General features: G+C 56.9%; 21 protein-coding genes and 1 CRISPR repeat array. Of the genes, 7 read left to right on the forward strand and 14 right to left on the reverse strand.

Annotated elements, in window-relative coordinates; all coding sequences use genetic code 11:
• The first annotated feature begins 12 nt into the window (after nt 1-12).
• From earP to B9Z41_RS09330, 3 genes are all read left to right on the forward strand, one after another.
• Nucleotides 13-1,107 (forward strand): elongation factor P maturation arginine rhamnosyltransferase EarP, encoded by a 1,095-nt coding sequence (gene earP, locus B9Z41_RS09320; RefSeq protein WP_199172966.1) that lies wholly within the window; start codon nt 13-15, stop codon nt 1,105-1,107.
• An 84-nt stretch (nt 1,108-1,191) separates the two neighbouring features.
• Nucleotides 1,192-1,746, forward strand: a complete 555-nt coding sequence (gene efp, locus B9Z41_RS09325; RefSeq protein WP_100146793.1) for an elongation factor P — start codon at nt 1,192-1,194, stop codon at nt 1,744-1,746.
• Nucleotides 1,747-1,819: 73 nt separating this feature from the next.
• Nucleotides 1,820-2,683, forward strand: coding sequence for a TIGR00730 family Rossman fold protein (locus tag B9Z41_RS09330; protein WP_100146794.1), 864 nt, complete (start codon nt 1,820-1,822; stop codon nt 2,681-2,683).
• Here the strand turns inward: B9Z41_RS09330 and B9Z41_RS09335 are convergent.
• From B9Z41_RS09335 to B9Z41_RS09370, 8 genes are read right to left on the reverse strand one after another with little or no spacing between them, the layout of a single operon-like run.
• On the reverse strand, nt 2,658-3,809 hold the full coding sequence (locus B9Z41_RS09335; protein WP_100146795.1) for an MFS transporter: 1,152 nt from the start codon (nt 3,807-3,809) through the stop codon (nt 2,658-2,660). The two genes, B9Z41_RS09330 and B9Z41_RS09335, sit on opposite strands and share 26 nt — an antisense overlap.
• On the reverse strand, nt 3,806-5,056 hold the full coding sequence (locus tag B9Z41_RS09340) for a DNA recombination protein RmuC (protein WP_100146796.1): 1,251 nt from the start codon (nt 5,054-5,056) through the stop codon (nt 3,806-3,808). Before B9Z41_RS09340 ends, B9Z41_RS09335 begins: the two co-directional genes overlap by 4 nt.
• Nucleotides 5,053-6,024, reverse strand: a complete 972-nt coding sequence (locus B9Z41_RS09345) for a D-glycerate dehydrogenase (protein ID WP_100146797.1) — start codon at nt 6,022-6,024, stop codon at nt 5,053-5,055. The genes B9Z41_RS09340 and B9Z41_RS09345 overlap by 4 nt, the downstream gene beginning before the upstream one ends.
• A gap of 13 nt (nt 6,025-6,037) precedes the next feature.
• A complete protein-coding gene (gene nhaD / locus B9Z41_RS09350) occupies nt 6,038-7,324 on the reverse strand; it encodes a sodium:proton antiporter NhaD (RefSeq protein WP_100146798.1) in 1,287 nt (428 codons plus the stop codon).
• Between the two features lie 11 nt (nt 7,325-7,335).
• The gene (gene pncB / locus B9Z41_RS09355; RefSeq protein ID WP_100146891.1) at nt 7,336-8,520 is read right to left on the reverse strand and encodes a nicotinate phosphoribosyltransferase; all 1,185 of its coding nucleotides are present in this window, start codon (nt 8,518-8,520) and stop codon (nt 7,336-7,338) included.
• Between the two features lie 5 nt (nt 8,521-8,525).
• On the reverse strand, nt 8,526-9,242 hold the full coding sequence (locus tag B9Z41_RS09360; protein ID WP_100146799.1) for a nitroreductase: 717 nt from the start codon (nt 9,240-9,242) through the stop codon (nt 8,526-8,528).
• Nucleotides 9,239-9,688 carry a thioesterase family protein gene (locus tag B9Z41_RS09365; protein ID WP_100146800.1) on the reverse strand — a complete coding sequence of 150 codons (450 nt, stop codon included), beginning with the start codon at nt 9,686-9,688 and terminating at the stop codon, nt 9,239-9,241. Before B9Z41_RS09365 ends, B9Z41_RS09360 begins: the two co-directional genes overlap by 4 nt.
• Nucleotides 9,685-10,620, reverse strand: a complete 936-nt coding sequence (locus tag B9Z41_RS09370) for a histone deacetylase (RefSeq protein WP_100146892.1) — start codon at nt 10,618-10,620, stop codon at nt 9,685-9,687. Before B9Z41_RS09370 ends, B9Z41_RS09365 begins: the two co-directional genes overlap by 4 nt.
• Before the next feature lie 177 nt (nt 10,621-10,797).
• Here B9Z41_RS09370 and B9Z41_RS09375 point away from each other — a divergent pair, with 177 nt between their 5' ends.
• Complete coding sequence (locus B9Z41_RS09375; RefSeq protein WP_100146801.1) at nt 10,798-11,340, forward strand: phasin family protein; 543 nt, start codon at nt 10,798-10,800, stop codon at nt 11,338-11,340.
• Between the two features lie 88 nt (nt 11,341-11,428).
• Here the strand turns inward: B9Z41_RS09375 and B9Z41_RS09380 are convergent, their stop codons facing one another.
• The gene (locus tag B9Z41_RS09380; protein WP_100146893.1) at nt 11,429-12,322 is read right to left on the reverse strand and encodes a patatin-like phospholipase family protein; all 894 of its coding nucleotides are present in this window, start codon (nt 12,320-12,322) and stop codon (nt 11,429-11,431) included.
• A gap of 174 nt (nt 12,323-12,496) precedes the next feature.
• Between B9Z41_RS09380 and B9Z41_RS09385 the strand changes: the two genes are divergently transcribed.
• From B9Z41_RS09385 to rpoD, 3 genes are all read left to right on the forward strand, one after another.
• The gene (locus tag B9Z41_RS09385; protein ID WP_100146802.1) at nt 12,497-13,255 is read left to right on the forward strand and encodes a 3-hydroxyacyl-CoA dehydrogenase; all 759 of its coding nucleotides are present in this window, start codon (nt 12,497-12,499) and stop codon (nt 13,253-13,255) included.
• 57 nt (nt 13,256-13,312) lie between these two features.
• Nucleotides 13,313-15,211: a DNA primase gene (gene dnaG, locus B9Z41_RS09390; RefSeq protein ID WP_100146803.1), complete on the forward strand. Its 1,899-nt coding sequence runs from the start codon at nt 13,313-13,315 to the stop codon at nt 15,209-15,211.
• 252 nt (nt 15,212-15,463) lie between these two features.
• On the forward strand, nt 15,464-17,836 hold the full coding sequence (gene rpoD, locus B9Z41_RS09395) for an RNA polymerase sigma factor RpoD (RefSeq protein ID WP_100146804.1): 2,373 nt from the start codon (nt 15,464-15,466) through the stop codon (nt 17,834-17,836).
• 194 nt (nt 17,837-18,030) lie between these two features.
• Nucleotides 18,031-20,194: direct repeats of the CRISPR family, unit length 29 nt; unit sequence GGGCCTATCCCCGCGTGCGCGGGGGAACC.
• A 71-nt stretch (nt 20,195-20,265) separates the two neighbouring features.
• Here the strand turns inward: rpoD and cas2e are convergent.
• From cas2e to cas7e, 5 genes are read right to left on the reverse strand one after another with little or no spacing between them, the layout of a single operon-like run.
• A complete protein-coding gene (gene cas2e / locus B9Z41_RS09400) occupies nt 20,266-20,562 on the reverse strand; it encodes a type I-E CRISPR-associated endoribonuclease Cas2e (protein WP_100146805.1) in 297 nt (98 codons plus the stop codon).
• Nucleotides 20,534-21,427, reverse strand: coding sequence for a type I-E CRISPR-associated endonuclease Cas1e (cas1e, locus tag B9Z41_RS09405; protein ID WP_100146806.1), 894 nt, complete (start codon nt 21,425-21,427; stop codon nt 20,534-20,536). Before cas1e ends, cas2e begins: the two co-directional genes overlap by 29 nt.
• A gap of 8 nt (nt 21,428-21,435) precedes the next feature.
• The gene (gene cas6e / locus B9Z41_RS09410; protein ID WP_100146807.1) at nt 21,436-22,164 is read right to left on the reverse strand and encodes a type I-E CRISPR-associated protein Cas6/Cse3/CasE; all 729 of its coding nucleotides are present in this window, start codon (nt 22,162-22,164) and stop codon (nt 21,436-21,438) included.
• Nucleotides 22,161-22,895, reverse strand: a complete 735-nt coding sequence (gene cas5e, locus B9Z41_RS09415) for a type I-E CRISPR-associated protein Cas5/CasD (RefSeq protein WP_100146808.1) — start codon at nt 22,893-22,895, stop codon at nt 22,161-22,163. The genes cas6e and cas5e overlap by 4 nt, the downstream gene beginning before the upstream one ends.
• 1 nt (nt 22,896) lies before the next feature.
• The gene (gene cas7e / locus B9Z41_RS09420; RefSeq protein WP_100146809.1) at nt 22,897-24,096 is read right to left on the reverse strand and encodes a type I-E CRISPR-associated protein Cas7/Cse4/CasC; all 1,200 of its coding nucleotides are present in this window, start codon (nt 24,094-24,096) and stop codon (nt 22,897-22,899) included.
• Nucleotides 24,097-24,115: the final 19 nt, after the last annotated feature.

The raw sequence follows: 24,115 nt of genomic DNA on the forward strand, positions 1-24,115 counted from the left end.
ACAATCCCCTGCGTGAAACAAACCACATGGACTTGGGATATTTTTTGCCGCGTCATCGACAACCACGGTGACTTGGGTGTGTGCTGGCGGCTGTGCGCCGACCTTGGCACGCGCGGCCACCAAGTACGCCTGTGGGTCGACGATGCGTCGGCCTTGGCTTGGATGGCCCCCTCTGGCTGCGCTGGCGTTGAAGTCCATCCATGGACCGCGGCCGAACAGACCACCGAAGTCGGCCACGTGGTCATTGAAGCCTTTGGCTGTCATTTGCCCGAAGCGGTCGAATGCGCCATTGCCAAACAGCCGCGCACGGTATGGGTCAACCTCGAATACCTCAGCGCCGAAGACTATGTCGGCCGCTCTCACGGCTTGCCCTCCCCAGTGATGCAGGGCCCCGCACGCGGTGCCACCAAATGGTTTTTTTACCCTGGCTTTACTGAAGGCACAGGGGGGTTGCTGCGCGAGCCTGATTTGGACTCACGGCAGCAAAAATTTGACACACACGCCTGGCGTACGGTCCGACGTGGACAGCACCCCTTACACGCGCAAGAACGCTGGATGTCGCTGTTTTGCTATGAACCCCATGGCTTGCCGGCGCTGCTGCATGCCCTGAGCTGCGCCCCCCAACCCACGTACCTGTGCGTCACTGCGGGTCGTGCGCAAGCGGCCACAACGCAAGCCTGCCAAACGCTGGCATGGCCATCACAAGGTGCTGGTCATTTGCACATCACCTACTTGCCCTACATGAGTCAGACCGAGTTCGACCACCTGCTCTGGGCCTGTGACCTGAACTTTGTGCGAGGTGAAGACTCTCTGGTTCGCGCCCTGTGGGCGGGCAAGCCCTTGGTTTGGCACATCTACCCACAAGATGATTTGGCGCACCACGACAAACTGCGCGCGTTCTGCCAAACGACCGGCATGCCAAGTCACCTGCGCCAAATCCATGAGGTTTGGAACCATGTGCCCCCGTCGACACCCCTCAATTGGCCTGACACACTGCCCCCCGATTGGTTGACTTGGAGCCAAGCGTGTCGCGATCAATTGCGAAAACAAACCGATTTATGTACCCAGTTGATCGGCTGGGTATCGCAGCGTCGGGGGCGACTTTGAAACCCGCTAAAATAAGAGGCTTAGTTCGCCCTGCTCAGCTTGAGTTGCTTGTGGGCCCTATTTCACTCATCAACCCTACACACTATGAAAACCGCTCAAGAAATCCGCGCTGGCAACGTCATCATGCACGGCAAAGACCCCATGGTTGTCCTGCGCACCGAATACCAACGTGGCGGCCGTGGCTCATCCACCGTTCGCATGAAGCTCAAGAGCCTGATCGCCAACTTCGGCACCGAAGTCGTGTTCAGGGCCGACGACAAGATGGACCAAGTCATCTTGGACAAAAAAGAGTGCACTTACACCTACTTCGCTGATCCCATGTATGTCTGCATGGACACCGAGTTCAACCAGTACGAAGTCGAAGCCAGCAACATGGGCGACGCCCTGAACTACCTCGAAGACGGCATGTCACTCGAAGTGGTGTTCTACGACGAAAAAGCTATTTCCGTTGAACTGCCCACCACCGTGGTGCGTGAGATCACCTGGACAGAGCCTGCCGTCAAAGGCGACACTTCTGGCAAGGTGCTCAAGCCTGCCAAGATCTCCACGGGCTTTGAAATCGGTGTGCCAATCTTTGTGGCGCAAGGCGACAAGGTCGAAATCGACACCCGCACGGGCGAATACCGCAAACGCGTCTAAACCTATCGTGTGTTCTTTGAGAAAGGCTCCTTCGGGAGCCTTTTTCACGTCGGCATGCCAGTAACATCCGTGCATGGATGGAATGCTTGACCCTCACGACAAACGCTTGGCCGAAGCCTGGGAAATTCTCAAGGCGCAACACGAAAATGCCGATGCGCTGGTCCCCGAATCGAACCGACTGGCCTTTGCCGACCCCGAGTTTTTGCTGCGCCGAGAGACGCGTGGCATTCGCTTTCAACTCGAAATGCTCAAGCCAGACCTGGCACAGCAGGCCTTGGGCATCGAGCACACGGTGGTGGTGTTTGGCAGTGCCCGATTCCGCAGCGCAGAAGTCGCAGCCCAGCAATTGACCTTGGCACAACAAGAAGGTTCGCCCGAGGCCTTGGCACGCGCCCACACCTTGGTGCGCAATGCCCATTTCTATGAACAAGCGCGTGCGCTGGGTAAAACCATCACTCAACACACCTTGACGCAAACCAATGGCAACAAGATGTTCATCTGCACGGGCGGTGGTCCAGGCATCATGGAGGCTGCCAACCGTGGTGCCCATGAAGCGGGCGGCATCAGCGTGGGGCTCAACATCGCCCTGCCCCATGAGCAAACGCCCAACCCCTACATCACGCCGGGCTTGAGCTTCAAGTTCCATTACTTTGCTTTGCGCAAAATGCATTTCATGATGCGCGCCAAAGCCTTGGTGGCCTTTCCGGGTGGCTTCGGCACATTGGACGAGCTGTTTGAAACGCTCACATTGATTCAATGCAAAAAAGCCAAGCCTGTGCCGATTGTGTTATTCGGCACGGACTACTGGAAGCGCCTGTTCAACCCACAGGTGTTGGTCGAAGAAGGCGCAGTATCCGCCGAAGATTTGGATCTGTTCAAGTACGTCGACAGCGTGGAGGACGCATGGCACGTCATCCGTGCTTTTTACCAATTCTGAGCAGATAAGCGCTGCGCGACCCCAGCCCCACCACGGCTGAAACACACCAGAAAACGCCGCCAATGCCCACCACAGCCCCTGCGGCACCAAACACAATGGGCATGACCACACTGGATGCGTTGATGCCCATCAAACGCAAGCCAATCGCTTCACCATGGCGCGACTCGGGTGTGATTTGGTGCAAGGTGCTCATCACCATGGGTTGCACCGAACCCAACGAAAAACCCAACAGAACCGAACAACAGCCCATGCTCAGGGCGGTGTTCATGAACGGGTATAGCGCCAAGAATACCGACGTGATCAACATTGCCCCGGTCAGCACCTGCCACTCGTGCAAGCGAGCGACTAAAAATGGCAAGCCAATGCGAATCAACGCAGCAGCAATCGCAAAGGCTCCCAAGATCGAGCCAATGGCCGACGCACTCAAACCCCGCTCGTGCCCCATGATCGGCACCACAAAGGTATGCACGTCCCAGCAAGCCGACAAAAACCAGTTCACCAACATCAGGCGGCGAAACATGGGGGCATTCAACAAGTCCCAGGCTCTGTTTTTTTCATGTCCTTCGGGCTTGACGAAAGTGGGCAATTCACGGGTTTGACGCACCCAGGCCCAAGTCAACAGGGGCAACACAGCCATCGCGCCATACGCCCATTGAAACCCAGCATGGTCAATCAACAAACCCGCAGTGAAAGGACCAATAAAGTTAGAAATGGCGGGGCCAATGGCCAGCCAACTGAAGGCCTGCTTGAGTTGAGTTAGGTCTTGTGCCGCTCTCCCAACGTGACGCTGCAAGGCGATAACCGCAGCGCCCGTCGCACCGCCCGTCAACAGCGCACTCACGCACAGGACGGGAAATATGGGCCAGATCGCAGCGATGCCCGCGCCCACAAAAGAGGTCAACACACTCCACATCACAGGTCGTTTCAAGCCATGCCGATCGGCATAGCGCCCTGCTGGCAAGGCCAAGAAAACTTGGGTCAGGGCAAACAAGGCCAGCAACACCCCCACAGCAGCCTCGCTTTGTCCGCTGCGCAAGGCCATCAAAGGGGCTGCCATGCGCATGCCTGTCATGCAAGCATGCAGGCAAACCTGCCCAGCAATCAACTTGGCGAGTTCGCGTTTCACGCAGCGTCCGTATCGTCTGGCTCGTCCAACTTGGGCAGCAGCGCTTGTGCTTCACCCTCAGGCAAGGCCTCGACATTTTTCAGCGCACGGCGCATTTGTCGGCTACGGGTATCGGCACGGTCCAAGGTATCGGCAGCCTTTTGCACTTGCTCGCGCACCTTCTCCACCCAATCGCCATAGCGTTCGAATTCGGTTTTGACCGCCCCCAAAACCTTCCACACTTCCGAGGCTTGCTGCTCCAAAGCTAAGGTGCGAAAGCCCATGTGCAAACTGTTGAGCATGGCCAACAAGGTCGTGGGGCCCGCCAACGTGACACGGTAATCGCGCTGCAAACTGTCCATCAACCCTGGGCGGCGCAGCACCTCGGCATACAAGCCCTCCACGGGTAAAAACAAAATGGCGAAATCGGTGGTGTGCGGTGGTGCCAGATAACTCTCAGCAATGCTCTTGGCTTCGGTACGAATGCGAGTCTCCAGGGCTTTGGCGGCCAATTCGGCCGCCAAAGCATCGGCGCGGTCGTGAGCGTCCAGCAAGCGCTCGTAATCATCGCGTGGGAACTTGGCATCAATTGGCAGCCACACCGGCTCCCCGTCATGGCCACCTCGACCTGGAAAGCGAATCGCAAAATCCACCCGCTGGTTGCTGCGAGGCTTGGTTTCGACCTGCTTGGCGTATTGCTCGACGGTGAGCACCTGTTCCAACAAGGCCTCTAGCTGCACCTCGCCAAACATGCCGCGCGTTTTGACGTTGGTCAACACGCGCTGCAAACTGCCCACACCGTCGGCCAACTTTTGCATTTGGCCCAAACCGTTGTGTACCTGCTCCAAACGCTCGGCCACTTGCTTGAAGCTCTCGGACAAGCGCTTCTCCAACGTGGTTTGCAACTTCTCGTCCACGGTGCGACGCATTTCGTCCAACTTTTCGGCGTTGCTGCGTTGCAGCTGTTGCAGTTGCTGGTTCAAGGTGTCGCTGATGGACTTTTGCATCAAGGTCAATTGCTGCACTTGGCTTTGCTGAAACGTGGCCAAGCTTTGGGTCAACTCTTGGCGTCCACCCCGTGATGACTCACTGATGTCATGACGCAACTCGCGCTCCATGCGCTCCAGTTTGTCTTGCATGTTCTGCAAACTGAGCACCCACGCAGTCTGAGCATCCGAGCTACTCGACCCCGAACGTCGCAACAAAACCAGCAACAACACAGCGTTCAAGACGCCAAGCGCCAGTCCCCATCCAAGCTCAAAATTCATGGCAGCGTGTTCAAGGGCGTCAAGGCCTTGCCTTGTGTGAAGTAAGAAATCAGATTGTCTGCAGCCAAGTTCGCCATCGCCAAGCGGGTTTGAATCGAGGAGCTGGCGATGTGCGGTGTCAACACCACATTGGGCACCGTCAACAAATCAGGATGCACCTTGGGTTCGCCTTCAAACACATCCAGACCAGCCGCTGCAATTTGACGCTCACGCAAAGCCACGGCCAAGGCCGCATCATCCACAATGCCGCCACGCGCAATATTCACCAGGGTGGCTGTGGGCTTCATCTGCGCCAGTTCTGCCGCACCAATGGTGTGGTGCGAAGCCGCCGAATAAGGCACCACCAACACCACATGGTCAGCCGTGCGCAGCAACTCTTCCTTGCTCACATAGGTGGCTTTGCATTCCGTCTCTAGCTCTGACGACAGGCGTGAACGGTTGTGATAGATGACCTTCATGCCAAAGCCATGTGCACCCCGGCGTGCAATGGCTTGACCAATGCGACCCATGCCCAAAATACCCATCGTGCTGCCATGCACCTCAGCACCAGCAAACATGTCATAACGCCATTGTTTCCATTCACCACGGCGCAAATAATGTTCGCTCTCGGTCATGCGACGTGCAGTGGCCATCAGCAACGCGAACCCGAAATCGGCTGTGGTCTCGGTCAACACATCAGGCGTGTTAGAGGCCAGTACAGCACGCGCGGTCATGTTAGGCACATCAAAGTTGTTGAATCCCACCGCCATGTTGGCGCACATCTTGAGATTAGGACAAGCAGACAACACCTCAGCGTCCACAGGGTCAGAGCCAGTGGTGAAAGCACCCGCGTGTTGTGCCAACGCCGCCGTCCAAGTCGCCTTGGTCCATGGATGGTCTGCTTGGTTGTCGGTCACGTCAAAGTGGTCTGACAGACGCTGTATGACGCTTTCAAAAATAGGACGGGCGACGATGATTTTGGGTTTCATAAACAGCTTTCAATTAATGAGTGAGTGTGTATTGAGCGATGTAGAACACAGCGCCAGAAAAGTAACCGAGCAAAGCAAGCGCACTGATTTTTTTGACGTACCAAACAAAATCTATTTTCTCCAGCCCCATTGCAGCGACACCTGCCGCGGAGCCAATGATCAGAATAGACCCGCCAGTGCCTGCGCAATAGGCCAAGAACTCCCATAAGAAGCTATCTGCGGGGTATTGCGTCAGGCTGTACATGCCCATCGACGCTGCGACCAATGGCACGTTGTCCACAATGGCACTCACCACGCCAATGATCATCACGATCACATCTTGGCGTCCTACTGTTTCATCAAGCCAGGTTGCCAAACTCGACAGAACATGTGTGTGCTCTAAAACAGCAACCGACAACAAAATCCCGACAAAGAAAACAATCGATGACATGTCGATGCGTGTGAGCGCATGTGTGAGCGACAAATGCGCCTTGTCCTCATCGCCCTTATCACGGTGCACCAAATCACCGACCAGCCACAAAACACCCAGGCCAAACAACACCCCCATGAATGGCGGTAAATGTGTCCATGTTTTAAACGCAGGCACGGCCACCAAAATCCCTAAGCCCAAAAAGAACATCAGGTTTCGCTCAAACGCCGTGGTGACGTACGAGGACTGGTCGGCCTGAGAAGCTGCGGGTGCAACAACCGGTTGACCTTTGAGCCAAAAACCCGTCACCAACAAAGGCACCAGCAAATTCACCAGTGACGGCAAAAACAACCCTTTGATGATTTCCAACGCAGTGATTTGCCCACCAATCCACAACATGGTTGTCGTCACATCACCAATGGGTGACCAAGCACCACCAGCATTGGCTGCAATCACAATGATGCCGGCAAAGAACAACCGATCCTCACGTTGGTCAAGCAACTTCTTCATCAAAGAGACCATCACAATGGTCGTGGTCAAGTTGTCCAAAATTGCGCTGAGGAAAAAAGACACAAAACCAACCAACCACATCAAAGCAGAAAGCTGGGTGGTTTTGATTCGCGATGTGATGACTTCAAAACCATTGTGTGCGTCAACCACTTCAACGATGGCCATCGCGCCCATCAGGAAAAACACAATTTGAGCCGCACTGATGAGCGACTCGTTCAAGTGCTCTCCCACCTTGTGTGCATCGCCAGTGCTGACCGCATAAATCGTCCACAACAAACCCGCACCAACCAAGGCTGAGGCTGATTTGTTGATCTTGAGAGGGTGCTCAAACGCAATCGCGGCATAAGCCAGCACAAAAATAACAACCAGTGCAGTCAACATACGTGTTTGTTTTAGACCGGCTGCGCAATGTCAAACACCTGGCGTAAATAAGCCAAGTATTTTTCATCCTCACACATGTTTTTCGAAGGGGTATCCGACAATTTGGCCACCGGCTGACCGTTGCACTTGACCATCTTGATGACAATTTGTAACGGCTCGTAACCCAGGTCGTTGGTCAAGTTGGTGCCAATACCAAACGCCAACTGACAACGACCTCGAAACTGCTGGTACAGCGCAATGATGCGCTCCACCGTCAGACCATCGCTGAAAATCAAGGTCTTGGTCATGGGGTCTACCCGGTTGTTTCGGTAGTGCGCAATCATGCGTTCGCCCCAAGTGAACGGATCGCCACTGTCGTGGCGGGCGCCATCGAACAACTTGCAAAAGTACATGTCGAAATCGCGCAGGAATGGCTCAATGCCGTACACATCGCTGAGCGCAATGCCCAAGTCGCCGCGGTACTCACGGGCCCAAGTTTCAAAACCAAACACCTGACTGTCACGCAACCGTGGCCCCAACGCTTGGCAGGCTTGCAAATACTCATGGGCCATCGTGCCCAAGGGCGTGAGGTTGAGCTTCATGGCAAACAGGGCGTTGCTGGTACCTGCCAGCTGACCTTGCGGCCCGGTCCCCAACTTGGCACTGAGCACTCGCAACAACTCTTCGTGCCAGGCCTTCGAAAAACGTCGCCGTGTTCCGTAGTCGGCGATCTTCAAATCACTCAAACGCTCCGCGTGCAAGGCTTCAATTTTTTGATCCAGGCGTTTGCGTCCCTCCAAAAAGTCAGGCACTTTCTGGGTGTTGCGAAAGTACACTTCGTTGACGATGGCCAGCACAGGAATTTCAAACAAGATGGTGTGTAGCCATGGGCCCTGGATGCTGATGTCAATCTCCCCATTGGGTAGGGCGGTGACTTGGATGTACTTTTCGTTCAGGCGAAACAGTCCCAAAAAATCGACAAAGTCGCTCTTGATAAAGCGCAAGGTGCGTAACCAAGCCAGCTCGGCATCTTGAAAATGCAAGCTGCACAACGAGCGAATTTCGTCTCGAATTTCCTGCACATACGGGGCCAGTTGTACGCCGGGGTTGCGACACTTGAACTTGTAAGAGACCTGCGCGCTGGGGAACTGATGCAACACCGCTTGCATCATGGTGAACTTGTACAAATCGGTGTCAAGCAGGCTCGTGATGATCATGACGTTCAATCCACCCAACGTGTAAATTCTTCTACCGGCACTCGCGGCGTGACCAAGGTGTTGACCTTGTCACTCTCATCGGCCCACCCCAAGGACATGCCACAGACCATGCGCTCTCCTTCGCCTGCACCGATGTGCGGCAAGATGATGCTGTGAAACGCATTCCAAGCTGCCTGCGGGCAGGTGTGCAAACCACGTGCACGTGCCGCCACCATGATGTTTTGCAAAAACATACCGAAGTCCAACAACGAGCCGCGCCCCATCACCGGGTCCATCGTGAACATCAAGCCAACAGGCGCATCAAAGAAGCGGAAATTGCGCTGCTGCTGTTGGTGCATCTTGTCTTTGTCGGCCTTGCCAATCCCCAACAAGCCATACAAGCTCCACCCGTTTTCACGGCGGCGGTCAATGTAGGGGCTGACCCACTGCGCCGGGTAATAGTCGTACTGCTCTTGGTAATCCTTGGCCAACTCGGGGTTGGTGCGCATGGCCTCATGGGTCGCGCACACCTTGTCCACCAAGCTGTCGCGACTGGCCCCTTGCAACACATACACCTTCCAAGGCTGCGTGTTGGTGCCTGATGGCGCGCGGCTAGCCACCTGCAACACCTCGGCAATTAACTCCCGAGGCACAGGCTGCTGAGTAAAGGCACGCACCGACATGCGCGAAGTGATGGCATGGTCGACCGCAGCCACATCGTGAGAAGTTGACGTTGCATTCATACAAGTTGCTCCAAAACTGTTTTTAAATTCATCGGTAAAGCTGTCACAGGACGCCGCGTTTCTTTGCTCACATACACATGCACAAAGTGGCCACGTGCTGCACACAAGTCTTCCCCTTGGGCAAACAAGCCCACTTCGTAACGCACGCTAGACGCCCCCATGCGTGCGACCCGAATGCCCGCCTCCACCACCTGCGGAAAAGCCAGTGGCGCAAAGTAGTTGCACTGGGTTTCGACCACCAAGCCAATCGTCTCGCCTTGATGAATATCCAACGCACCTTGCTCTATGAGATGCGCATTCACCGCCGTGTCAAACCAGCTGTAGTACACAACGTTGTTGACATGCCCATACACATCGTTGTCCATCCACCGCGTATCAATGCGGCGAAAGGCCTTGAACGCGCTGCGCGGCTCAGGCTGAATGCGAACTTGGGAGGTGTGTGTCATCTGGGCAGATTTTGCCAGCCCCGCCAGTACGCTTGGGCGACACGGTAGGTATTGACTTGCACCTGAACTGTGTCTTCGATGGCGTTGCCATAACCGCCCGCCATGGCAAAGGCCAAGGGCACACGGCGTTGAAACGCCCAGTCAAAGACACGTCGATCACGCGCTTCCAAACCATCAAAACTCAACTTCAAACGGCCCAGCCTGTCACCTTCGTGTGGATCGGCACCGGCGAGGTAAATCACCAACCCTGGATCAAACTGCGTCTCCAGCGTACTCATGGCTTGATCCAAAGCCTCCAGGTAAGCGTCGTCACCGCAGCCATCGGGCAACTCCACATCCAAGTTGCTCATCTCTTTGGCGAACGGAAAATTGCGTGCGCCATGCAGAGACAGCGTGAACACATGGGGGTCATTGGCAAAAATATGCGCCGTGCCATTGCCCTGGTGCACATCCAAATCAATGATCGCCACCTTCAACGGCTGCACATGCTGGCGTGCCCATTCAGCTTGCATCAAGCGCGCGGCCACGGCGGCGTCGTTGAACACACAAAAACCACTGCCACGCTCAGCATAGGCGTGGTGTGTGCCTCCCGCTAAATTGGCCGCAATACCTTCAGCTCCAAACAAGCTGGTACGTGCGGCCATCACGGTGGCACCAGCCGAGCGACGCGAGCGCTCCACCATCGCAGGTGTCCAGGGAAATCCAATCTCGCGCTGTGCAGCGTCGCTGAGGGTGCCTGCAATCACCGACTGGATATAAGCCGGGGAATGCACCAACGCCAGCTCCCCATTGCTGGCGGGTTCAGCTGGGTTCAACACAATGTCTGGCAACTCCACGGCCAAGCGCTCACGCAGCAACGCGTACTTGGCCATTGGGAAGCGGTGGCCGGGTGGCAAGGGCAACACAAACTGGTCGGAATAAAAAGCACGCATCGACGTTTTGATCACAAGAGAGATGGCCGCCATTGTGGCCAATCTCCACGCCCATCAAGATTTAGAACGTCACCTCTAAACATGTCAAAGTGACTTGCAAAACCCAGGGATAACCCTAAACTTCAACCCATGCTGCACTGCAACATATTTCCAACCTCAACCCTCTGGAGTCACCCCATGCTGAATGCTGAACAAGTCATCGCCACCAACAAAGCTAACCTGAACAACCTGTTCAGCCTGACCAACCAAGCCTTCGCTGGCGTGGAAAAACTGGTTGAACTCAACCTGACCGCTGCTCGCGCCGCCATGTCTGAATCTGCTGACCACGCCAAAGCCGTGTTGAGCGTGAAAGACGCGCAAGAGCTGTTGGCCCTGCAAGCTGGTTTGATCCAGCCCTTGGCTGAAAAATCTGCTGCTTACAGCCGCCACATTTATGACATCGCCTCCAGCACAAGCGCTGACCTGAGCAAGGCCATTGAAGCCAAAGCCACAGAAGGTCAACAAGCTGTGTTGGGTTACATCGACGCTGCTTTGAAAAACGCACCTGCTGGCTCTGAGTCAGCCGTGGCCTTCTTCAAGCAAGCCGTGACCGCCAGCAACAACGCTGTGGAATCGGTTCAAAAAGTTGTCAAACAAGCCACTGACCTGGCTGAAACCAATCTGCAAGCCGTCACCGACACGGCTGTGAAAGCCACGAAAACCGCTACCAAAAAGCGTTAATTCGTCAACGATTGTCTCCTCGGATCCTTTCGTCACCATCGGGTGCAGGGATCCCTTCAAGGGCTCGCCGCAAGGCGGGCCCCTTTTTTTATGGCATGGCCAATGCGGCACGCAGTTTGGGCAGCGCCTGCAACATGGCAGCTCGTCCAGCTTCAATCGAACGCCTGCGGGCGCTGAATTCGGCGCTGCCCACATTGGCCAAAGCGGGGCGCACCACCAAATCGGCCTCACGCAGTTCAAAGGCATTGATGCTCTTGCCCATGATGGTGAAGGTCTGTAACAAGATTTGAAAAATATCGCCGGTTTTGCCGCTTTCTGGCGCACTTGAAATATCCACGGCCAAGACATACTCGGCCCCCATCTGGCGCGCATAACGCACCGGCACGGGTGATACCAAACCACCATCGACATACTCGCGGGTACCGATGCGCACCGGCTCAAACACCGACGGCACCGAGCTCGACGCACGCACCGCAGTGCCCACGTCGCCACGCTGAAACAACACCCCCTGCCCCGAGTGCAGATCGGTCGCCACGATGCCCAGCGGCATTTTGAAATCTTCAATCCGTCGCCCACCGGTTTGGGCGTTGACATAGCGCGCCAGTGCATCGCCGCGCATCATGCCGCGGCCAAGCAAGGGCACGGTCCAGTCGGTGATGGTCGCCTCCTCCATCGTCTCGGCCACCGTCTGCATCTGTGCGCCCGTTTTGCCGCTCGCATACAAAGCAGCCACCACACTGCCCGCCGACGTCCCCACCACCAAATCAGCCTTGATGCCCGCCTCTTCCAACACTTGCAACACCCCCACATGGGCAAACCCTCGTGCAGCGCCCCCACCCAATGCCAACCCCAAGCGCGGAGGACGTTTGGGCGCTGGTGCCTCCACCGACGGAGCACTGGCTCCGCCCTGAGAGTCCCCCACCGGCGCCACGGGTCCAGAGGTGGTGCAAGCCGCTAGAGCCAACACGCACAGCGCGCACATGCTGCGGCGCAAAGCAGGGAAAAGTGCGTGGGAAAAAGTAAACAAAGAAGCCATCAAACGTTTCAGTTGCATGCAAAGAGTGGCCGATTGTCCCGGATGCCGCACTTGGCTGATAATTGACGTTAACGTAAACGTCAATCATCAAACATCAACCCTTTAAGCAGGAGATCACTCATGGACATCAACGGCAAAGTATTCATCGTCACAGGCGGCGCATCGGGCTTGGGCGAAGGCACAGCACGCGCTTTGGCGGCACGTGGCGGCAAAGTGGTCATCGCCGACATGCAAAGCGACAAGGGAGAAGCCGTGGCCCAAGACATAGGTGGTGCGTTTGTCAAATGCGATGTCAGCAGTGAAGCCGACGGCCAGGCCGTGGTGGCCAAAGCCGTGTCCATGGGCAAGCTGATGGGCCTGGTCAACTGCGCAGGCATTGCACCTGCGGAGAAAACCGTGGGCAAAAACGGCGCGCACAGTTTGAGCGTCTACACAAAAACCATCATGGTCAACTTGGTGGGCAGCTTCAACATGATTCGTTTAGCCGCCGAGGCCATGTGCCACAACGAGCCCGAAGCCACTGGGGAGCGCGGTGTGTTGATCTCCACCGCCTCGGTCGCTGCCTATGACGGGCAAATTGGCCAAGCGGCTTACAGCGCGTCCAAGGGCGGCGTGGTGGGTATGACCTTGCCCATCGCACGCGACCTGGCCCGCAACGGCATTCGCAACATGACCATCGCACCCGGCATCTTTGGCACCCCTATGTTGTTTGGCATGCCCCAGGAAGTACAAGACGCGCTGGCAGCTGGCGTGCCCTTCCCGTCGCGCTTGGGCACCCCTCAGGACTACGCCAAACTGGCGCTGCATATTTTTGAAAACGACATGCTCAACGGGGAAGTGATCCGTTTGGACGGCGCCATCCGCTTGGCACCGAAGTAACGTCAACAAGTCCATGCAAAGGGTGGAGCCTAAAATCAGGCTTCACCCTTTTTTCACATGGCCATTCCACAATCCTTCATCCAAGAACTTCTCGCACGCGTTGACGTGGTCGAGGTGGTCGGCCGCTATGTGCAGCTGAAAAAGGGCGGCGCCAACTTCATGGGTTTGTGCCCCTTCCACGGCGAGAAATCGCCCTCTTTCTCGGTCAGTCCAGCCAAACAGTTCTTCCACTGCTTTGGCTGTGGCAAAAACGGCAACGCGATTGGCTTCTTGATGGAGCACGCCGGCATGAACTTTGTCGAAGCCGTCAAAGACCTGGCCCAAGGCGTGGGTCTGCAAGTGCCCGAAGAAGACATTTCGCCCCAAGACCGCGAGCGCGCCGCCCAACAGCGCGAGAAACAAGCCACGCTCACCGACGTGCTGGAAAAGGCGGGCGAAGCCTATCGCAAGCACCTCAAGTCGTCGCCCAAAGCCGTGGAATACCTCAAAGGGCGCGGCCTGAGCGGCGAAATCGCCAAACAATTTGGCCTCGGCTATGCCCCCGAAGGCTGGCGCAGCTTGGCCAGTGTGTTCCCCGATTACCAAGACCCGCTGCTGGCCGAAAGTGGCCTAGTCATCGTGAACCAAGAAGACGGCCAAGACGAGAAACGTTATGACCGTTTCCGGGATCGCGTGATGTTCCCGATTCGCAACGTCAAAGGTGAATGCATTGGTTTTGGCGGTCGAGTGCTGGGCGAAGGCACCCCCAAGTACCTCAACTCGCCCGAAACCCCCGTGTTCAGCAAAGGCCGCGAACTCTACGGCCTGTTTGAAGCCCGTCATGCCTTACGCGATGCAGGCTATGTGTTGGTGACCGAAGGCTACATGGACGTGGTGGCCCTGGCCCAGCTGGGCTTTCCCAATGCCGTGGCCACACTGGGCACCGCGTGTACCGCGGACCATGTGCAAAAACTCTTTCGCTTCACCGATGCGGTGGTCTTCAGCTTTGATGGCGACAGTGCCGGACGGCGTGCCGCACGCAAAGCCCTGGACGGCGCCCTGCCCTACGCCAGCGACGTGCGCAGTGTGAAGTTTTTGTTCCTGCCGGCAGAGCACGACCCCGACAGCTACATCCGCGAATTCGGCAAAGAGGGCTTTGCCCACTGCGTGACCGAAGCCATGCCGCTGAGCCGCTTTTTGATTGAGGTGGCACGCGAAGGCTGCGACCTGCACACGGCGGAGGGCCGCGCCCACATGGCCAGCAATGCCAAGCCCCTGTGGATGGCGCTGCCTGAGGGCGCACTCAAACGACAGTTGCTGGGCGAAATTGCCAGCTTGGCCGACCTGGGTACCCACGAGCTGCAAGAGCTTTGGCTGCCAACCCCAGTGGCTGCACCCGCTGCACGCTCTGGTAGCTTTCAAAAATCCAAAGACTACCGCCCGCGCGAACGCGCTCCGCAAAGCTGGAGGCGCAGCAACACACGTCAAATTCCAGCGGGTCGCGCTGACCACGCGGCACGGGTGTTGCTGTCCGACATGTCCATCTGGGAAGACCTCTCCAGCGAAGACCACAACCTGCTGTGCGACCTCGCTCCGCCCCATGGCCCCTTGTTTGCGTGGCTCGACCACCAACACCATGAACACGGCAGCCAACCCTGGGGAGCCTTGCGCGAAGGCTTGCGCGGGCACGAGTCTGAAGACTTGGCCGTGCGAGTCATGGCCACCGCCTTCACCCCTGTGCTTGATGAAGATGGCAACTTGCCCAAAGATGCCCCCACGCCCGAAGCTTTGGCCCATGAAGCGCAGATGGAACTGCGCGGCATGCTCAACCGCATGCTGATTGAGAGCCTCAAAGCGCAAGAAACCGAAGCAATTGCAGCCGCCAAAGACGATCCGACCGCCCTACAGCGCTACCGCAGCCTGCAAATGCGTCGCCGCCAACTCGAATCAGCGCAACTCGCCTCACAAGAAACTTAAGAGACAAAGCGCCTGTTGGCGCGGCATCCCCCCGCTCGTTGGGTATAATCCAACTTTCTCGGCAAGAGCGACAGCAACACCTCCGGACCGGCCAAACGTGACACACAGCGCACGACTCGCCAAATTACCGCAAGGACTGCATACCAAATGTTCGCCCATCCCCCTTGCCTTTGAAACCCACTGCCCCCATTTTTTACCTGCACCGGGTTGCGTGGTGCTGTGTATTTGTTTCTTTGATGTCTAGGAGTTTCCATGCCCGCTGACCACAAGTCCAAGAAGCCTGCCCCCAAAGTGGCCAAAACGGTAGCCAAACCAGCAGCCAAAACGACAGCCAAACCTGTCGTCAAAACTGCGGCGAAACCTGCCGTCAAAGCCGCCGCCAAGGCAGTTACCCAGAGCACCACAAAACCCGTTGCGAAATCTGCTGCCAAAACAGCAACTCAGCCTGCCACGAAAGCCAAACCAGTGCCCGCATCCAAAGCCAAAGCTGACGCCAAACCCGTCGTCGTCAAATCCATCCCCAAAGCACCCAAGGCCAAAGTCGAAGAACCGAAAAAGAAAGCAGCTGCCGTAGAAGGCAAAGCACCCAAAGCTGCCGCCAAAAAAACAGGCAAAGCCAAAGCCGGTAAGTCTGTGCTCGACGAAGACATGAGCGACATCGAGGCTGACCTCGAAGTCGAAGAAGTGGCAACGACCGAAAAGGTCAAACCCCTGCGCATGAAAATCAGCAAGGCCAAAGAACGCGCCTTGATGAAAGAGTTTGGTCTTGACGAGACCGTGCTGTCTGAAGAAGACATGCAAAAACGCCGTCAGCGCCTGAAAACCCTGATCAAGCTGGGCAAAACACGCGGCTACCTGACCCATGGCGAAATCTCCGACCACTTGCCCGACAAGTTGGTCGATGCCGAAACCCTGGAAGTTGTGATCTCCATGTTGAACGACATGGGCGTGGCGGTGTACGAACACACCCCTGACGCAGAAACCCTGCTGCTCAACAACAACACCCCCACCGCAGCCACCGAAGAAGAAGCCGAAGAAGAAGCCGAAGCCGCCCTGTCCACCGTGGACAGCGAATTCGGGCGCACCACCGATCCCGTGCGCATGTACATGCGCGAAATGGGCACGGTGGAGTTGTTGACGCGCGAAGGCGAAATTGAAATTGCCAAGCGCATCGAAGGCGGCTTGATGGACATGATGCAAGCCATCAGCGGTTCACCAGCCACCATCGCAGCCATTTTGGAAATGGCCAACGACATCCGTGAAAACAAGGTGGTGATCTCCACCGTGGTGGACGGCTTCAACAACCTCAACGAAGCCGACGACTATGTGGCCGAAGAAGACTTTGACGAGTTCGATGAAGCCGACGACGACGATGGCAAAGGCGGCTCCAAAGCCCTGACCAAGAAGCTTGAAGAACTCAAGAACCAAGCCTTGGAACACTTTGACCGCATGTCCTCGCTGTTTGAAAAACTGCGCAAGATCTACGACAAAGAAGGCTATGGCACACCCGCCTACGAAAAAGCACAAACGGCCCTGACCTTGGAGCTGATGACCATCCGCTTCACCGCCAAGACCATTGAAAAACTGTGCGAAATGGTGCGTGGCCAAGTCGACGAAGTGCGTAAAAAAGAACGCGAACTGCGCCGCATCATCGTGGACAAATGTGGCATGCCACAAGCCACCTTCGTCAAAGACTTCCCACCCAACCTGCTCAACTTGAAGTGGGTCGAAAAACAAGCCGCTGCGGGCAAGCCTTGGTCAGCCACCATGGGCCGCAACATTCCACCGATTCAAGAACTGCAACAAAAATTGATGGACTTGCAGTCGCGCGTGGTCGTGCCCCTGGAACGACTGAAAGACATCAACAAACGCATGAACGAAGGCGAGCGTAACTCGCGCAACGCCAAGAAAGAAATGATCGAGGCCAACTTGCGCCTCGTGATCTCGATCGCCAAAAAGTACACCAACCGTGGCTTGCAGTTCCTCGACTTGATCCAAGAAGGCAACATCGGCTTGATGAAGGCCGTCGACAAGTTTGAATACCGCCGTGGTTACAAGTTCTCCACCTACGCCACTTGGTGGATCCGTCAGGCCATCACCCGTTCCATTGCTGACCAGGCGCGCACCATCCGCATCCCGGTCCACATGATCGAGACCATCAACAAGATGAACCGCATCAGCCGCCAACACTTGCAAGAGTTTGGCTTTGAGCCTGATGCCAGCGTCTTGGCTGAGAAGATGGAAATTCCAGAAGACAAGATCCGCAAGATCATGAAGATCGCCAAAGAGCCGATCTCGATGGAAACCCCCATCGGCGACGATGACGACAGCCACTTGGGCGACTTCATCGAAGACAGCGTCAACACCGCCCCCATCGAAGCCGCCATGCAAGCGGGCTTGCGCGATGTGGTCAAAGACATCTTGGACGGCCTCACCCCACGCGAAGCCAAAGTGCTGCGCATGCGTTTCGGCATCGAGATGACCAGCGACCACACGCTGGAAGAAGTGGGCAAGCAGTTTGACGTCACGCGCGAACGCATCCGTCAAATCGAAGCCAAGGCTTTGCGCAAACTCAAGCACCCCAGCCGCAGCGACAAACTGCGCAGCTTCATCGACACCATCTAAGCCTGAGCCTCCCAACCATGCGTTGGGACCCCACATAACCCCCGTAAGCGGCCAACGCTTGCGGGGGTTTTTAATTGATGCAGCGCTACTTGGTGGTCATCACCACAAAGGCTCTATCTTGAACCATCAAGTGTCTGATCCGCTTCTAACAACTCTGAATCGACCTCTTATAAATATCAGCGCGCGATGTCAGCGTGCTTATCCCCGCGTGCGTGGGGGAACTACCATGTCTTGTGTTTTGATCGCGTTGGTGTAGGGCCTATCCCCGCGTGCGCGGGGGAACCCTAGGCATACGCTATACGGTGGAGGGCTGGACGGGCCTATCCCCGCGTGCGCGGGGGAACCACAATGCCGTCCACGCCGCCTTCACCTTTGAAGGGCCTATCCCCGCGTGCGCGGGGGAACCGTGCCTCTCGTCGCGCGCTGGCCAGACATCTGGGGCCTATCCCCGCGTGCGCGGGGGAACCGCCATCCTCTTTTCTCGCAAAACGCTTTACCCGGGCCTATCCCCGCGTGCGCGGGGGAACCTATTTGAGGAGCCGCGACTTAGACGCCATCAAGGGCCTATCCCCGCGTGCGCGGGGGAACCGCTTTGATCAATTCAGCTCGAACTAATTCAAGGGGCCTATCCCCGCGTGCGCGGGGGAACCTGACGCGCAAGTTTGCAACATCCCGCCACATGGGGCCTATCCCCGCGTGCGCGGGGGAACCAACGTCATGTCGATCAGCGGGTCCAGCAGCTCGGGCCTATCCCCGCGTGCGCGGGGGAACCTGTCGCGCAGTCATTTCAGCGCATGACCGAAAGGGCCTATCCCCGCGTGCGCGGGGGAACCCTACCTTCATGCTGAAGCTAGGCCTTCGCCCGCGGCCTATCCCCGCGTGCGCGGGGGAACCGCGCCGGGCATGTCTGTCAATCGCTTTCTCAAGGGCCTATCCCCGCGTGCGCGGGGGAACCAGGGTAGTTGCGTTGTTCGTCGCAAACAAGTAGGGCCTATCCCCGCGTGCGCGGGGGAACCTTCCCATTGCCATCATGCCGAGGCTCACGGCTGGGCCTATCCCCGCGTGCGCGGGGGAACCGGTCTCGTCTCGGCTTTTCTAGCGGCTCGTCTGGGCCTATCCCCGCGTGCGCGGGGGAACCTTGGCTTTGACGGTGTACGACGCCCAAGCCGTGGGCCTATCCCCGCGTGCGCGGGGGAACCACCACGTCCACCGGGAAAAGCGACACGGTGCCGGGCCTATCCCCGCGTGCGCGGGGGAACCGCTCCAAATTGACCTTGCGCCGCAAAGTCATAGGGCCTATCCCCGCGTGCGCGGGGGAACCCCTTATCAGGCATATCAACGTCATAAACATCAGGGCCTATCCCCGCGTGCGCGGGGGAACCACGCCACTGTCTGGCTGGTATCCACAGTGTAGGGGCCTATCCCCGCGTGCGCGGGGGAACCTGTCAATTGCCACCCCCGCTGACAGTGAACACGGGCCTATCCCCGCGTGCGCGGGGGAACCTCGCTGGTGCCAGCCTCGGCCTCTTGCCAGAGGGGCCTATCCCCGCGTGCGCGGGGGAACCGTGAGCGGTACCGCTCAAGCGAGGTGTGCCGACGGCCTATCCCCGCGTGCGCGGGGGAACCCTGATAACACGTTGAGCATTTACAAATCAGTGGGGCCTATCCCCGCGTGCGCGGGGGAACCATCAGGTCAATCGATCAATCAGGACGCGCCGTGGGCCTATCCCCGCGTGCGCGGGGGAACCAGCGTGTGGGCCACTGTGCGGTGTTAGTTTGGGGGCCTATCCCCGCGTGCGCGGGGGAACCAGTGCGCAGACCGATATTCAGGCGTGGCGGCAGGGCCTATCCCCGCGTGCGCGGGGGAACCCATATCGCGGTAGCGCAAAAGGCTGACTGCCAGGGCCTATCCCCGCGTGCGCGGGGGAACCGGGGCCACCACCTCGTAGGTGATGTCGGTGAAGGGCCTATCCCCGCGTGCGCGGGGGAACCAATCTCGGGTGGTGGTTGGCATGCCCGCAAAGGGGCCTATCCCCGCGTGCGCGGGGGAACCTCTCGTGAATGCTAGGGGTTTCCCCTCAAGGAGGGCCTATCCCCGCGTGCGCGGGGGAACCCCCAGGTATGGGCGAATGAGCGCACGGTCTACGGGCCTATCCCCGCGTGCGCGGGGGAACCCTCCATGGTGCGGGCCTGCACCATAAGGGCGCGGGCCTATCCCCGCGTGCGCGGGGGAACCTTATTTCCTGCATCGTCTTCGGTAATCACGACGGGCCTATCCCCGCGTGCGCGGGGGAACCCTTTGCAGACAATGCAGAGTCTGCCTATATCCGGGCCTATCCCCGCGTGCGCGGGGGAACCTCTAGATCGCAAGTCATTGATCCAGAAATAAATTTCACTATTTCGATTCAGTTTTTAAAGAGCAGTTGGGCCTAAACCCCAGCACGGGCAATCCACATGCCATCCAATTCAAACAATGTTTTGACTGGCGTCCCTAAATGAGCAAGCCCCACACCACCAGTGGCTTCTCTTTCTCGCCAGATCATGACAATGCTCCCCCGTGGCTCAACACCATGCCACTGAGTCATCACACTCCACACTCGTTCTCGCACACCTTTGCTCATGCGCGGACTGACATAAGTGCAGGGAGCCACCTCTAACATCACAGACGCCAAAAACCCACGAAAGCGATCTGTCACATCACGAGTCACTATCGTTACCAGAGCCATGAGCTACCTCGTCCATGCGTAGTACTTGTTTGATCCGATCAATCATTGATGGAATGACCGACTCCTTGCGAAAGACCCGCGCTGCTTCACGCCGAACCACTCGATCCATCAGTTCGCCAGATTTCTCGCTTTGATTAACTGCCGAAAACGCAATCGTTAGTGTGATGTGGTCACGATACAAGTCTGCGATATCCAGCACAAAGGCTTGTCCTGAGTCTTCGTGAATAAAACCAAGTTGTGGAATCGCAGCCACCGCTTGCACAGCAATAGCCGCTGCAGCTTGCACGGCTGTGGCGGCATGGTTGATCGCTTGATTGGGCAGATCGTCTGCTTCCGGGTTGGCCCGATCAAAGTGCCGCCCCTTCCAGTCAATGCCAAACCTTTCAGCCATTAGTCGGTAAGTTGCTTTGACTCGGCTGCCCTCAATGCCGCGCAATGTGTCTAAGTCGCGGTGCGGCAAAACTTCACCAAGACGCAGCGCATACATGTGGCGGGCCACACTGATACGCCGTCTTGGATTACCCCACAACTCTGCTTGCCTTCGAGCAATGTCTGACCTATCCGGCATCATGGGTGGTGCGGTGTAACTGCGCACGCCATCCATACCAACAGCCGCCATTAGGGTGCCGTGCCTTGCCAATAGTCGCAAAGCATCGTGCGTGACACTGCTACCCGGTCCCAACAAGATCATCGACACGGCTTGATGTGGAATCTGGTCAAACGTGGGCGTCAACGTGTCCTTATTGCGTGCAAAGTGCAAGCAACCATTGACCACGCACAACTCGCCACGCTCTAGCCAGATCAGGCCATGTCTATCGGCATGCGGCACCCGCGCTGTTTCAAGACCTAAGCGCCCTTTAAGCATCGTCAGTCCTAGGTTGCGGCGGCGGGTTTAAGCAATAGCATGCCAAACCCAAAGGCACGGTGTCGACCAATGCCCCGCGAGATAAGTGCCGCAAATGCATCACTGTCACGAACTTGCAGCACCCCCGTGAATACGGCGGCAGGACCTTGCACTGGCCGCTTGGGGCGATTGCCCTTGGCGTGGGGAGCAGCGCGACGCACTACCGTGCTAAGACTGAACTCGGTCATACGAACTTCATGCAAATCAGTGGCGTTTTGAAACTGTCTCTTGAGCCAATCGGCATATACCGCCTCACGCGACAAAACGGCATCGGGCATGCGTTGAGCTGCTGACAAAAATGCATCCAACTCTTTGTCATCTTTGCGGACCACGGGGCGCACGCGTACCTCAAACGACAGCAACTGCCCGACCTTCCAGCTTTGCGGGAATGGACGAATGAGTAAGCCGGGAGATTGTGCTTTTACATCAAGGCCCAGCATGTCAGCCACTTCGGGGGTAGCCATGGTTACAGCTGAACGCATGGCTTCAGCCTTCGCGGTGTAGGCCAGCAGGCCCTGACCAGTACGGTAGCTAAAAGGCTTAGGAGCCGATTCACCAAATGCCGCCTTGAGTGCCGCATGGAATGCGTATCCCAAATCACCCTGCCCCCGATCTGGGACCAAGCCTTGCCGTTGAGCCCAAGGCACTAGACGGTTTAAGTTAGGGCGCAAGTGAATCAAATGAAGGTCTTGACTCATACAACCTCCTGGTGAGCGGGGCTAAGAAGTGCGAAACGCAACAGCCCCTCACGCACAGGACGCCAGCCACCGTGGACGCCGCTGGTCCAGTTACGTTCATCGCACACGTCCAAGCTTCGATCTTGTTGGCCCAGTAGGTGGCCTTCGCCGTCTGGCCATTGCGCACGAACATCGCCTAGCAAAGCGGGCTCTGCCAATTGCAATGCACTCAACATATTGTCAGCCTCAACCCAACCCGCCATCAAGCGGTCTGTGGGCAAACAATTCTTGCGCCCAACAAACAATGGCCGTGCAGGCTTATCGAGCGCAGCAGCCAACTCGTCCAAGGTCGGCGATTCATCGGCAGACTGGAGGCGCAAGGCAACCAATACGTTCATGTCTGCGTGGTAGTGGCGGTAACGCAGGTGTGGTCCTGTGTAAGTACCAGCCCCACCAGCCCGTTCTTCAACCAAACCTCTTGTCGTCCAGCCCTTGTCGTTGGCCTGAAGCTGCGCAGTCTGAAAATCCACCAAGCGTTGCCCACCTGCATCAAGCCTTGCACCCATCACCATCCGCTCTTGCAAGCGGTTGTGTTTGACGTCATCGCTACGGTCCCAGCCCAGGGCATTACCAAATAAACCAGTCACCATAGACAAGGCAGGAAAGTCACGGATGACGCCGTAGTTGTCTATCGTCTCGCCACCAAACGCAATCAAAGGCGCTCGCAACCGAATCAACAAATGCCGAGCCATCTCAGACCCCTTGCACAGCGCCGCTCACAATGCGGTCTTGCACCCACTGCGTCAAGTTAGCCAACGGCAAACGCTCTGCTCCAGGAACTTGGCAATCATCAACACTCAGAAAGCGGCGTTCGCTGGGTGCGCCATAGGCAGCATCAAGTCGTTGCAACTCGTCAGCCAATTGACCGACTGCACGCTCGCGAATCTTGTCGCCATCAGTGTTCAATGCATTTTGAAATGCGCCCGCCAAACTGCGAGGCTGCCAATCACCCGCCTCCACCAGCATCAGCTTGGCCCATTCGAACGGTGCAGTACTGCCACGTTTAGCACCAGGGCTGACCGTGGCAATCAAATGCAACAAATGGTGCACAACCTTAGCAGCCAATTCACGCTGATCTGCACTGACCTTGAAGCAGTCTTCTATCTTCACGCCTTCTAGGTTGGCCACCAACTGCGGCACATCCACCACCACGTATCCGTAATAAAGCCCAGAGGCCAACTCAGTGTCAAAGATGCCAGCAGAGCCAAGCTCACCCGACTCTCGCAGCAAATCATCGACAACAGTGAAGTAGTCGTTTTCTACCTGAGCTTCATGAACGGTGAAAGCATGAGCCACATACACAGCGGCATCGCGGCTGGTCAACACATCAGACGTGACCATGCGGCCAAACAAAGCAGACTCCAAGCCGCTACCCAGTTTCATAGCTTCGATATTTTTCTTCTCGTCTTTTTCTTTCAACCACGCAGCAACAGCTTCTTTCAAGGCTTTGATCTCAGTGTGTTCTTGACCGAGAGCAACACACTTGGCAATTAGGTAGTCGCGTTCAGCTTTGCCAAGTAAAACGGCTTGCCCTGTGCTTAACGCATCTTCACCTTGTGGACTCTTACCTGCTTTATCCAAAAATCCTGCATTGCGCATACCTTCGACTGCGGCCTGTGCCAACGCTTCGGTCATACCTTGAGCAATCATCATGTCGCGCATTTGTCGGGGCAGTTCACGCGAGCGAATAGCCATAGGCACGCCAAGACTAGATAGTGAAAACACATCATCTGCAACGCGCCAGTGACGCTTCAGGCACTGCGAAGAAATGCGTGTGCGAATGGCGTTGCCATAAGGCAAGCGCTTGGCCAAACCAGCATCGTCGCGGTTAAGTAATGCTGCGGGGTAGTTGTGCAGCGTGTGAATTTGGATGAAACGGGGCAGCGTTGTCATGATGAATGTCCTTGTTGAA

The organism is Limnohabitans sp. JirII-31 (assembly GCF_002778315.1).
Lineage (GTDB): Bacteria > Pseudomonadota > Gammaproteobacteria > Burkholderiales > Burkholderiaceae_C > Limnohabitans.